The organism is Flavobacterium sp. T12S277 (genome assembly GCF_048514875.1).
GTDB lineage: Bacteria > Bacteroidota > Bacteroidia > Flavobacteriales > Flavobacteriaceae > Flavobacterium.
The window spans coordinates 152,980-166,221 of record NZ_JBLYEG010000014.1 but is presented as its reverse complement, the minus strand read 5'-3'; the positions used below and the strand labels follow the sequence as shown (position 1 = coordinate 166,221).

The 13,242-nt window shown below is 37.6% G+C and carries 10 protein-coding genes; 6 read left to right on the top strand and 4 right to left on the bottom strand.

The genetic code is table 11. The features are described 5' to 3' along the window. Positions 1-97: 97 nt before the first annotated feature. The 4 genes from ACN1CN_RS18700 to ACN1CN_RS18685 all read right to left on the bottom strand — a co-directional run bounded on the left by ACN1CN_RS18700 (position 98) and on the right by ACN1CN_RS18685 (position 6,295). On the bottom strand, positions 98-886 hold the full coding sequence (locus tag ACN1CN_RS18700; RefSeq protein ID WP_419136714.1) for a hypothetical protein: 789 nt from the start codon (positions 884-886) through the stop codon (positions 98-100). Positions 887-1,646: 760 nt separating this feature from the next. Further along, entirely contained in the window at positions 1,647-3,194 is a 1,548-nt protein-coding gene (locus ACN1CN_RS18695; protein ID WP_419136713.1) for an alkaline phosphatase family protein, read from the bottom strand. Between the two features lie 210 nt (positions 3,195-3,404). Next, complete coding sequence (locus tag ACN1CN_RS18690; protein WP_419136712.1) at positions 3,405-5,726, bottom strand: beta-N-acetylhexosaminidase; 2,322 nt, start codon at positions 5,724-5,726, stop codon at positions 3,405-3,407. A 110-nt stretch (positions 5,727-5,836) separates the two neighbouring features. Next, positions 5,837-6,295 carry an RNA methyltransferase gene (locus ACN1CN_RS18685; protein WP_017496800.1) on the bottom strand — a complete coding sequence of 153 codons (459 nt, stop codon included), beginning with the start codon at positions 6,293-6,295 and terminating at the stop codon, positions 5,837-5,839. Between the two features lie 144 nt (positions 6,296-6,439). Between ACN1CN_RS18685 and ACN1CN_RS18680 the strand changes: the two genes are divergently transcribed. The 6 genes from ACN1CN_RS18680 to ACN1CN_RS18655 all read left to right on the top strand — a co-directional run bounded on the left by ACN1CN_RS18680 (position 6,440) and on the right by ACN1CN_RS18655 (position 13,242). Then, positions 6,440-7,129 carry a DUF4386 domain-containing protein gene (locus ACN1CN_RS18680; protein ID WP_419136711.1) on the top strand — a complete coding sequence of 230 codons (690 nt, stop codon included), beginning with the start codon at positions 6,440-6,442 and terminating at the stop codon, positions 7,127-7,129. 205 nt (positions 7,130-7,334) lie between these two features. Beyond that, positions 7,335-7,889, top strand: a complete 555-nt coding sequence (locus tag ACN1CN_RS18675) for a hypothetical protein (RefSeq protein ID WP_419136710.1) — start codon at positions 7,335-7,337, stop codon at positions 7,887-7,889. A gap of 3 nt (positions 7,890-7,892) precedes the next feature. Further along, complete coding sequence (locus tag ACN1CN_RS18670; RefSeq protein ID WP_264524174.1) at positions 7,893-8,096, top strand: helix-turn-helix domain-containing protein; 204 nt, start codon at positions 7,893-7,895, stop codon at positions 8,094-8,096. Positions 8,097-8,216: 120 nt separating this feature from the next. Then, the gene (locus ACN1CN_RS18665; protein WP_419136709.1) at positions 8,217-8,621 is read left to right on the top strand and encodes an HYC_CC_PP family protein; all 405 of its coding nucleotides are present in this window, start codon (positions 8,217-8,219) and stop codon (positions 8,619-8,621) included. A 78-nt stretch (positions 8,622-8,699) separates the two neighbouring features. Beyond that, the gene (locus tag ACN1CN_RS18660) at positions 8,700-10,085 is read left to right on the top strand and encodes a TolC family protein (protein WP_419136708.1); all 1,386 of its coding nucleotides are present in this window, start codon (positions 8,700-8,702) and stop codon (positions 10,083-10,085) included. A 10-nt stretch (positions 10,086-10,095) separates the two neighbouring features. Then, complete coding sequence (locus ACN1CN_RS18655; RefSeq protein WP_419136707.1) at positions 10,096-13,242, top strand: efflux RND transporter permease subunit; 3,147 nt, start codon at positions 10,096-10,098, stop codon at positions 13,240-13,242.

Genomic DNA, 13,242 nt, shown 5'->3' with positions numbered 1-13,242 from the left:
TTTTTAATCGTTAATTAACCACAAAACCTGGTGGTCAATTTGCTCCGGAATCAGGTGGTCAGTTTGCTCCGGAACGGGTGGTCAATTTACTCCGGAATTAGGTGGTCAAATTGACCGGTTTTTCCAGATTATCACTAATTGTGTAATTATCAAAAGTTCCAATTTGTGAATCATTAGGAATATCTCCATTGGTAACACTTCTGTAATAATCTATAACTCTCTCTCTGGTATTAAAATAATATTTAGTCCCTAGGGCATCCGTAATAACCCAATTATCTGTTAATTGGAGATACTGCATTTTTAAATTATTCTTTTGATCTGCATAAACTAGAGAACCATTGGCTAGTTTCCCCAATACAAATTTTCCTGAGTATCCGCCAAAGTTGTAGCTAAATGTATCCGGTTCAGTATCTATCCATCCCTGATCAAAATTATACAAATACTCCTGATCATGGAAACTCAGATTTGTCCAATTACCTGATAAAACTTCCATTTTATTTGGCAATGGATCTGCCTCATAATATCCTTGCTTGGTAGAACCCGTACCAAATAAATCATCGCCGCCTTTAACCATCTTTGTTATTACTCCTCCTGCAGACATGGACCAGCCTAAACCAACCCATCCTGCATTATCAGCAACTTTAACACCAGAAGAAAAATAATCTAGTTTGATTGGTAAAGTTAGATTGGCTAACTTTATTTCATACAACGGAACCGTTATTCCTACAGTTCCATTATAATAATTAACGGGATTATTGCCATAAACACCAAGAGATGCTGCTGTGGGTGATGGAGGAATAACTTTCATCGGATCGAAGGGTTGTTGTCCGTATAGTATACCTAAAAAATTAAAAATCAGTATAAAAGGCAATAGTATTCTTTTCATTATTTTTTGGTTTATTATTCTTTTGAGGTTTATTCTTAGGGCATTGTTTTGTTTTCGTACTTCACAAGATTGGTTTAAAAAAACTATCGTTGCGAAACCGATTACGAGATATTTCAAGACAAAAACAAACATTTTTTATAGGTAAACACACTAATTATTTACTTACAAGCATATCATTCAATTAAATATTCTAAAGACTTAAAAATCAAATATAAACCATCTTATAATCAAAAAATTACGGCTTTCCTCATTGCTTTCATTTTTGCTAAAAAAGCAAAAAAATAAAAAACAAAGTCTATTTTAAATATAAAAACAATCAAAAACGCTAATTAACTGAGATATTGCTAATTAAAAAAACATCTACATAAATGTACTGCTTTTAAAATAACGAGTTGATTAAGTATAAATATTAAAATTCTACTAGTAAAAGAAGATTGGTGTATAAATATAAAATTTTATATTTACTGTGTTACGTCATAGAACTATCAGAAAGATAGTTTTTAAGATATAAAGAATTTACAGTGTTAACAATTCTGTAAAAACAACTCCCTTTAGCTATCTTATCTTGATAATGATGCTCATTTAAGTTTGTTTACACTTGTATGACTTAATTTGGCTTGTTTTTATCTTCTTAATCATCCAAAAAAAGCACTGCAAAGCCCCCCGAACTGGAAGAGACAGGCTTAATCTATTAATAAAAAAAATTAAAACTTCTTAGGGAGTCTTCTCAAAAAATTCAGTATTCTTATCCCAGCTAATATCACTGAAATCTTTTGATAAATTCCATCATATCACCTATGGTTTGTATCTCTTCTTTTTGAGTATTACCAAGCCCTTTCATCTTTTCAATATGCAGCAAACTGGTTAACATCGTCTTTTGTAAGCCGTTTAATGGATCCTTGCTGGTGTCAGGCTCAGGAAGCAGCTCTTTTAAATCGATATGGAAAGGAATATCAGACCAATCCGTTCTTTTCTGATCGGAAAAGACTTCTGTAAACGGTAAAACTTCAGGATCGCTATCCCTTTCGGTCAACGCATCCAGGTCCCATTTCTGACAGGCCGTTTTGATAAAGGAAGTATGCTCGAACTGCCCGTTGATTATGGTATTCGGCTGAATATAAGACGATACCATTATCATCGGAACACGAACACCCAAACGATCAAAAGTAAAATCGCACTCTCCTATCATATCGGCAACAGGCGGTACTGTAGCAGGCGGGACCACATGATCAAAACAACCGCCATGCTCATCGTGAGTAATGATAAAAAGTATTTGGTCTCTTAGCGGACTCTCTTTGATAGCATTATATACTTCGCGGATCAGTTCATCTCCTAATTTTACTGTTCCGGTTCCTAAATTGTGTTTTACTGCCGACGGATGCTGATCGTTGTGCTTATCAAGAAATTGAGGTTCTACAAATGAATATTGTGGTAAATCACCCTTTCTAAGATCATCAAGAAAATCATCATATCCATGTGTATGGTCCAGCCCTTTCTCATACCCGTTGACAACATAGGTCAGGCTCAGAGGTGCTATAGGCGAATAGATTTTCCAGGAAACATCCCTATCATACATGCGGTCAAAAATAGTAGGCAACGACCATACTTCTTCGACCCATGAATCCATTCCTTTAAGATCACCATCAAGCCCCGGAAAACCGCTCCCATCCTCTCCAATCGGATTAATCACTTTACCTCCCGAACTGGCGGCATGCCAGAACGCCCTATTACAATAAGTTTGACTCGGCACTGAACAATACCAATGATCAAAAACGGCAAATTGTTTTGCCAAAGTAGCCATCGCAGGAATCTGATCCGGCTGAAAGCATTCCATAATTACCTTATAATCGTCGAACGAGGGCTTTGCAATACCGTAGGTCGACATCAGATTACTTTCATAATCGTTAACAAAGCCATTCATAGTGGGTTCCTGTGCAGAATTAGGCAGGTTGTATGGTTTTATCATATCATGATCGAGCACACCTACATTGCAATCAGGATTAATAGTATCAAAAAGTTGTGTATTAACATGCGGATATTCTTCACCCGGATCCGGATAAGGTGTCCAATAATCGGCTGCACGTGAAGGAGAAATACTCGTTTCACCTGGCGGACTTATAGCCCTACCGGGAATAGGATTCGCATAATCAACCTCCGGATTGTAAAGTCCTTCAAAAGATTTGCCATCCGGTACTTCATTCTGCTCATAGAGATAGCCTAATAAATTATCGAAAGAACGATTTTCGAGCATCAGTACCACGATATGGTCAAAAGTATCCAGACCGTTAAATTGCTTTTCATTTTCCATACAAAACTGTTTTATCATACTAGATAACAGTAAATTAAAATGATTAAAACAAAAGTTGTACACGTAGTTTTACGTGTTTTTCGAAATGTAGTTTCTTTATCGTTCTAATCTTTTACCATACAATATAAATATAGTAAATTTCTTTCATGTTTATGAAACAACTGAAATCAAAAATCAGCAGACATTTTTCTGTAATTCAAAAAAAACGGCTTAATCCACCAAAATCTCATCAACAAACAACCACGAGCTTCCTCCTGTTGGAGCCTTTTTTAAGTTGCTTACAATTACTTTTATAAATCTGGCTTCTTGTTGTACAAAATTGCTTTTAAAGTCTTTCAGCTCCGAATTGACATTCACCACAAAGGGACGTTTGATTTTCCCAACTTCTTTATAGTTAATGCTGTCCTTTGATACTAAAACTTTTAATTGTGTTGGAAAATAAATCCCGGCACCCTGACTTTCTAAAGTTCCAATTGCTACCTTTTCGATACTTTGTACTTTTTCAAGGTCGATTACAATTTCCATATCATTAACCAGCCATGCCTGCCATTGACCATCATGAAAATTTTTAGATCCTCTAATGGAATTTACCATTCCAAAAGGACCATCTCCTTTATAACTCTCACTGTAAGGCGTTAAGTAACTCACCTTATGACCAAACCCCTTGTGAAATACGATCGTATCTGTAAATATTCTTCCAACCGGTTTATTGTCCTGAAACAAAGCCGCTTTTAACACTGTTGTTTGATTAAACGGAATCGGATTTGTATATTGTATGGCCTGATGTTCTATGTTTTTATCGCCCAGAACATAACGAATGTCCGAATTTGGAAATTCATTTTTAAGAGTAACCTGAATTGCTTTTTGGCGCAAATCAGCCACAGCCGAAGCCGTAACCAAATAAGCGCTTTTGGCATAATTGATCCCTAAATAATCGTATCGTTTCAATAAAGAAGGCAATCGGGAAGTAAAATTATTCCAATTGTGATTTTCTTTTGAACTCCATAAAACCTCAGACAAAGCAGCCAGTCTCGGAAAAATCATATATTCCGAAGCTTTTGGATTTGTAATAAATTCAGCCCATAAATTTGCTTGTCCGCCCAGAACATGATTGGCTTCCTGTGGGGTCATAGTCGTCACAACGGGATCAAATTCATAAACCTTATTCAGTGGATTATAAGCATCAAAAGCCAATGGCTCTACGTTTTGAGGTCCCTGATAAAAATTGAAATAACACGGAGATTCCGGCGACATGATGACGTCATGACCCTGCCTTGCTGCTTCGGTACCTCCTTTTGTACCTCTCCAACTCATTACGGTAGCTTCTGGAGCCAAACCGCCTTCGAGTATTTCGTCCCAGCCGATAAGTTTTTTACCTTTAGAATTAATGTATTTCTCTATTCTTTTCACAAAATAGCTTTGCAGTTCGTGAGCGTCTTTCAATCCGTTATCTGTCATTCTTTTTTGACAATTCGGGCATTTATCCCAATTGGTTTTAGTTGCTTCATCGCCGCCAATATGAATGTATTTCGAAGGAAAAATGGCAATGACTTCATCTATTACATCCTGCAAAAATTCGAAAGTAGTCTCTTTTCCGGCACAATAAATATCCGTAATAGGCCATAATCCACCTGACGGAACTCCAATTCTCTGATTAAAACAAGCCAGTTCAGGATAAGCCGCGATAGCCGAGCTCACATGCGCCGGCATTTCGATTTCGGGAATAATTTCTATATTTTTTGCAGCTGCATATTTTACAATTTCTTTTAATTCTTCCTGAGTCAAAAAGCCTCCGTAAGTTCCTTTCTCATCCGGATTGGTAACCAATCTTGCATTCCAGGCTGCATTTTCCTGATCGACTCTCCAGGCTCCAACTTCGGTAAGTTTTGGATATTTTTTCATTTCAATTCTCCAACCCTGATCGTCAACCAAATGCAAATGCAAAACATTCATCTTAAGCATTGCCAACCGATCGATAGTCTCAATGATGTAATTTTTATCAAAAAAATGACGTGACAAATCCAACATCAATCCGCGCCATTGAAAACGAGGTTCGTCTGTAATGGTAAGATTCGGAATCTCCCATTTTGCAGCTGTTATCACGTTTTTACTTTCAATACCTTCAGGAAGTAATTGTCGAATGCTTTCTAAGCCGTAAATAAAACCTGCATTTCCTTTCGCCGTAATGGTTACGTTTTCTTTATTTACCTCCAATACGTAAGCTTCGTTCTTTAAAGTTGCATCGACTTTAAACTGAACATAATTTCTTTTTGGAAGGGTACTTGAAATTTCAGGACGAAATCCTGCTGCAGTTTGAAATTTGTTTATTAAAACCGTAGCGATTTCTTTTTGAGCGTCGCCGCTTACCACAAACTTAGTCGCTGCGGAAAACTGAAAATTTCCTTGTTTAAGAACCAATTGCTTTGGTTTCGGAATGATTTGAATGTCTTTTTCTACAGATATTTTTTGGCTATAAGCCTTGCTTAAAAACGTCAGAAGAAGTACAACAAAGATTGGTTTTAGTATTTTCATACTTTATTATTTTAAAGAGGGTAAAATTTTAAACTGATACTGATCACTTTTGGCTCTTAGCAAAGCCCCTTAATAAAACCGCTATAGGCAGCAGACTACTTCTAATTGTGTTAAGAGCGTGGTTTCGGTAAGTTTCTGTCGTACATAATAATAGTTCCGGCGACAGCCACATTTAAACTCTTTACCGATTTAAACTTTACTAAATGGTGGCACTTCTCCATTACTTTTTTGGACAGACCATGATCTTCTGCACCCAATAAATAAACACAACGTCTTGGATGTTCATAGGTTTCCAGATCAGAAGCATTTTCGTTTAGCTCAACACCAACCAATCGTGCTCCTTTGGGTAAATTTTCAAGAAAAGCTTCAAAGGTATCGTAATGGAAATAAGGAATTGCTTTGACCGCATCATGTGTATCGCAGGCTTGTTTGGCATATCGATTTCCGATAGTAAATATAAAAGTAGCACCCAAATTTTGAGCGGATCGCCACAAAACACCCAAATTCTCAGGTGTTTTACCATTTTGGATCCCTATCCCAAAATATTCATTTGTAAAATTATCATTCATAAGGGCAAAAATACAAACTGTACCCAGATAAATCAATATTTTATTGAGAGGAAACAAAGACTTTATAGGAGTTATTTGATCGTACAAAGTCAGAAAGTGTAACAGAATCAATTTATTCGCGTCTTATTTTAAACCCAAAACAAAATGACGACACTAAAAAAAACAGCCCGAATTGCAGGTCTACTATACTTAGCAGTAGTCCTGACAGGAATATTCAGTTTGGCATATGTCCCTTCCAAACTTATTGTATGGGATAATTTAACCGCAACTTACAACAATATCAAAGCAGCTGAATCGCTTTTTAGATTTGGAATTGTAGCCGGATTATCCTGTTATCTTTTCTTCTTTTTCTTAGTGCTGCGACTGTACAAACTGTTCGAACCAGTCGATAAAGATTATGCCAAAACAATGGCGGTCTTAGCAATTTTAAGTGTACCCGTTTACTTTTTGAATGCTCAGAATCAATTCAATGTGCTTTCTCTCATAACAGATACTAATCTTGGTTTATCATTAGAGCAAACCAAATTACAGGTTATGCAATATCTTAATCAATACGATAACGGTATGCGAATGGTACACATCTTCTCGGGACTTTGGCTATTCCCTTTTGGCTACTTGGTCTACAAATCTGGTGTTTTGCCTAAATTTTTCGGTGTTTTATTGATGATGGGATGTTTTGGATATCTGATCAACTTTTTAGGCAATACTTTGCTTTCAGATTATTCAAGCATCGGAATTTCAAAATACATCAGCATGCCGGCCACAATTGGAGAAATTGGAATTTGTTTGTGGTTATTGACTTTTGGTATAAAAGAGAAACAATCTGATCGATGAAATATAGGAAATATTATTAAGAAGAAGCCTTTTATAAATAATGCATCCTCAACTGTAAAATAGTTGGGGATTTTTTTATTTCAGAAGCATTGATTTTACTGGACTTTAGAAATGCTTTTCTTAAAATTAATTATTTTTCAACATGAATTTATTGTTTATCAATAAATATTTATTAATATTACATGGAATTTTTAAACCAAATACTATGGAAATTAAAATTAGTACCCAAACCATCCTTAAAGTATTACACGTGCTTTCATGGATTATTTTTGTTGGATTGTGTATCGAAGCGGTTGGAATACTAACAAAAACAATCGCAACGCTAACCCTGAATCCTGATGATGCCGCTAAATTCTGGAAATCAGTTGATTTAACGGAACTGTACCGCTACAATCAGAGTCAGTACATCACTCTTAGTAGTGTTATCATTATTGTAGCTTCATTAAAAGCAATATTGTTTTATTGTATTATAAAAGTTTTCCTGAACAAAAAACTGAATATTGCAGCACCATTCAACAGCCTATTCAAGGATTTCATATTGACCCTGGCTTATCTATCCTTTGGCATTGGCTTATTTTCTTCATGGGGAATAGAACTCGTAAACAATTTGTCTAATAGCGGTCTTAAACTACAAGACATTCAACAATTACAAATTGCCGGTGCAGATGTTTGGTTATTTATGGGTGTCATATTGCTTGTTGTAACTTATATCTTCAAAAAAGGAATCGAATTACAAGAAGAAAACGAACTAACAATATAAGCTATGGCAATTATCGTAAACTTGGATGTGATGATGGCAAAACGAAAAATGTCATTAAACGAACTTTCCGAAAAAGTAGATTTAACTTTATCGAACCTTTCCATATTAAAAACCGGAAAAGCAAAGGCAATAAGATTCAGTACGCTGGAGGCCATTTGCAAAGTATTAGAATGTCAACCGGGGGATATTTTGGAGTACAGAAATTAGGAAACAATTATAACTCTGAACGCTGCTAATCAACGACCGAAAGATTTATAAATTTTGCAAAACTCAGCCAAAATTTTACAACAGTTTTGTGACATAATCACGCCACCTTTGCAACTGATTATGAAAAAAGCACTCATACTACTTCTTTCGGTTTTTTATCTGGTATTGTCGTCAGGCTTTACCACGATAACTCATTTTTGTAAAGGGGTACAACAGGAAACCAATCTGTTTGGTGATATTCCGGTTGGAAAAGTTTGTCCAAAATGCGTTGCGAAAAAACAGCAAAGAAGCAAAGATTGCTGCAAACATAAAGCACAATTTCATAAAGCTACCGAAAAGGTACACCAAACAGCTCCCGCTGATCTGGTTCCTAAGTTTATTGGAATTGCACTTCCTTTTCATTTTTACGAAGTAGTATTTGGCTCTTATTCGCCTAAGGTGAACAAAGCTGAATATGCATTCTCCACATTTATTCCGATACGGAATACCCCTCTGTATATTTTTTACTGCGTTTACCGTATTTGATTTTAGACAATTGAACGAACTGTAGCATTTATCCCAAATGTTATACGATTTCTATTGTTTAATTTTTAAATACATACTATGAAAATGCAATATTTTGCATTGGTTATGTTCTGTATGGTTTCCGGAAATCTCTGGGCACAAACGGTAACATTGTCCAATGCTCTTGAACGCTCTATTCAAAATTTTGAAAAAATAAAAGCCAAAGAAGCAATTGTCAAGGCTTCAAAAGAAAATACTATTTATCAAAAAAGCCAGTATTTACCCGACTTTACGGTAATGGCACAACAAAGTTATGGTACCATTAATGCACAAAACGGTCCTTTGTACAGTTATGGTGGATTAGGCAGTGCCGCAACCTCGATGCCTTTACAAGATCAAAACTGGAATGCCGCTTTCGGATCGCTGTACCTTGCCAACGTCAATTGGAATCTTTTTACTTTTGGTAAAATTAAAACGCAGGTTGCCATTGCCAAAGCCGATGAAAATGTGGCGCAAAAAGATCTGGAACAGCTAAAATTTCAGCATCAGGTAAAAGTGTGTGCTACTTATTTAAATCTGCTCGCTGCCCAGCGCATTAAATTTGTACAGGACAAAAACCTGGAGCGTGCCCAAGTGGTAGAAACCACTACAAAAAGCCGCGCAGAAAGCGGTCTGATTCCGGAAGTAGATTATTCTTTGGCAAAGGCCGAAGTTGCTAATGCCAAATCGGCTGTGATAAAGGCGCATGATATGGAGCTGGATCATTCAAAATCACTGGCAGTAATGCTGGGTGAGGAATATCAGATCTACAAACTCGATAGTGTGTTTACTACTAAAACACCTGTCCTTCTTTCAGAAACCTCTGTAGAAACAAGCAAACATCCCATACTGGAATGGCGAAGCAGTGATATCCTGAAAAGTGAACAACAGGAAAAACTTCAAAGCACACTCGCTTTACCAAACATTTCGGCATTTGGCGTCCTACAGGGTCGTGGTTCGGGGTTTGACTGGAATTATGTACAGGACAATACCGCTTTTTCAAAATCCTATGCTGATGGTGTCGGGATAGATCGCAGCAATTATATTGTTGGAATCAATTTAAGCTGGAACCTGACCAATATCTATCGTCAGTCCTCTAAAAAGCGCGAACAAAAGCTGGTTACCCAATCGCTTCGAAACGAATACGAATATATGAATCAGGAGCTTATCGCCCAGCGGAAACTTGCCGGGGATAAACTGAAAAATGCCTATGAAAATTTTGAAGAAACAAAAACACAGGTAATCGCTGCTACAGATGCTTACCGTCAGCATACCGCTTTGTACCATAATGGCCTTACAACAATTGTCGATTTAACCCAGTCCTTTTACACCCTCAACAGGGCTGAAATTGAGTATGAAATTGCCCAGAACAACATTTGGCAGGCCTTATGGGTTAAAGCTGCCGCTACAGGCGATTTAAACATTTTACTAAACGCGATACAATAAACCCGAAATTATGAATCTAATACGTTTTGCCTTGCGCAAGCCCATCTCTGTTATGGTGATGGTGCTGGGGCTTTTGTTCTTCGGGATTAAAGCTTCTAAAGAAATAAAGGTCGACATCTTACCTGATATGAATCTTCCTGTGGTGTATATAGCCCATTCTTTTAATGGATATACACCTCAGCAAATGGAAGGTTACTTTACAAAAATGTATGTAAACATGATGCTGTTTACCAGCGGTATCGAAAGCATTGAAACGAAAAATACGCAAGGACTTACCTTAATGAAGATTAACTTTTATGAAGGTACAGATATGGGTCAGGCCATTGCCGAAATCAATGCACTCTCTAACCGTTCGCAGGTATTTTTACCTCCGGGAGCCCCGCCTCCGTTTATTATTCGTTTTGATGCTTCCTCCCAGCCAGTTGGTCAGCTGGTGTTTAAAAGTAAATCGAAAACAAACAATGAGTTACAGGATATCGCCAATTTTACCGCGCGTCCGTTTTTGATTAAAATTCCGGGATTAACAACTGCTCCGCCTTTTGGGGGAAGTCCAAGAACGATCGAAATCAATATCGATCCGAATAAACTACGCACGCATCAGCTAACGCCTGAACAGATTGTTGAATCGATTAGCCGAAACAACATTACGTCGCCTTCAGGTAATATATATGTTGGTGATATTAATTATCTGACTCCTACCAACAATACGATTAAGGAGGTAGCCGATTTTGGAAATATTCCAATTTTTAAAAACGGGGTCGATAATATCTATATCCGTGATGTGGCAACTATAAAAGACGGAGCCGATATCACTACCGGTTATGCCCTTATTAACGGTACGCGATCGGTTTACATTAACATTGCAAAATCGGGTAATGCCTCGACCTGGGATGTGGTAAAAAACCTTAAAAAGGCGATTCCTGCCATTCAGAATAATTTACCGGATGATGTTACCATTTCATATGAATTTGATCAGTCTGTATATGTTATCAATGCTGTAAAGAGCTTAATAGTTGAAGGTGTTTTAGGAGCGATGTTAACCGGATTAATGGTGCTTTTATTTTTACGCGACCGCAGAGCTGCTTTAATTGTGGTGCTTACCATACCGATCTCTATTATTTCGGGCGTATTATTCCTTAAATTATTCGGACAAAGCATCAATATCATGTCGTTGTCAGGACTGGCATTGGCTATTGGAATTTTGGTTGATGAGAGTACCGTTACCATCGAAAATATCCACCAGCATTTTGCCATGGGCAAAACCAAGGCCAAAGCGATCTTAGATGCTTGTAGGGAAATCGCATTTCCTAAGCTGTTAATTCTGTTGTGTATTCTTGCCGTATTTGCACCTGCTTTTATGATGACAGGCATACCGGGATCGTTATTTATGCCTCTGGCACTGGCCATCGGGTTCTCGATGTTACTTTCCTTTATACTATCGCAAACCTTTGTTCCCGTAATGGCAAACTGGTTAATGAAAAACAAGGAAAACCACGAACACACAGAAGATAAATTCGACCGATTCAAAAATCGTTTTGTGCAATTTTTACAATCGATAATGGGCAAACGTGGGCCTATCTTAATCGTAAGTTTTATTGTAGTGGCAATAGGTGCCTTTTTAATGTACAACAGCACCGGGAAAGATGTATTGCCTACCGTAAATTCAAGTCAGTTTCAGGTACGTATTAAAGCTCCCGAAGGAACTCGTATAGAGAAAACAGAGCTAAAAATAAAACAGGTTTTACGCGAGTTGGAATCTATTATTGGCAAGGATCATATTGCGATATCATCGGTGTTTATTGGTCAGCATCCCTCCTCTTTTGCGGTAAGTCCAATTTATTTGTACAATGCCGGTCCGCATGAAGCATTAATGCAAATTGCACTGAAAGATTTTGACGGGAATACCAATGAACTGAAAGAAACGATCCGTAAACACATGAAAGAAAAAATGCCGGAACTGCATTTTTCTTTCGAACCTATCGAACTTACAGAAAAAATTCTGAGCCAGGGAACCAATACGCCTATTGAGGTTCGTTTCTCCGGTATGATGAAAAAGATGAATGTGATGTATGCCAACAAGCTTTTGGCTAAACTAAAAGAAATTGATTATTTAAGAGATCAGCAAATTCCGCAATCTCTAAATTATCCGGCGTTCGAAATCAATATTGACCGGGTAAGAGCCGCACAACTGGGAATCGACGCTCAGGATATTGCTCGCTCTTTAATACCGATAACAGCTTCTTCCCGCTACACCAGTAAAAACATGTGGGTAGGCGGAATGATGGGAATTGCTTACGATGTTCAGGTGCAAACCCCTCAAAACATTCTAAACAGTAAGGATGAGTTAATGAATGTTCCGTTAGGAAAGAATTCAGACCGACCTGTTTTGGGCGATGTTGCAACGATCACACCAACAAAGGTAGTAGGCGAAAGTTACAATCTGGGCACGATGGGTTACACACCCGTTACAGCAAACATTCATAATACCGATTTAGGAAGGGCACAAAAAGACGTACAGGCAGCTATAGATTCGCTTGGCGAATTGCCTAAAGGAGTTAATGTTCAGGTGTCGGGAATGGTTCCTGTCTTAGAAGAAACCATGAACAGTCTGGCCACAGGATTATTGATTGCAGTGATTGTTATTTTCTTAATGCTAACGGCAAATTTCCAATCCTTTAAAGTATCCTTAGTCATCTTAACGACTGTGCCTTTTGTAATTCTGGGTTCTTTGATTTTAATGAAACTCACGGGCTCTACGCTGAATTTACAATCTTATATGGGAATTATTATGTCCGTAGGAGTTTCTATTGCCAATGCCGTTTTACTGATTAGTAATGCCGAGTCGCTGCGTTTGCAAAATGGCGATGCACTTAGTTCGGCCGTTCAGGCGGCAGCCTTGCGTATACGTCCGATCATTATGACCACATTAGCCATGATCGCCGGTATGCTTCCAATGGCCATCGGACATGGAGAAGGCGGTGATCAGGTAGCACCATTAGGAAGAGCTGTAATTGGCGGATTAATCGCCTCTTCGTTTAGTGTCTTAATCCTTTTACCCCTGGTTTTTGTATGGATCCAAAACAAAACCTCAACTAAATCACCTTCACTAGATCCTGAAGACGAAAACAGTATTCATTATATAACGTTAGAAAAATAA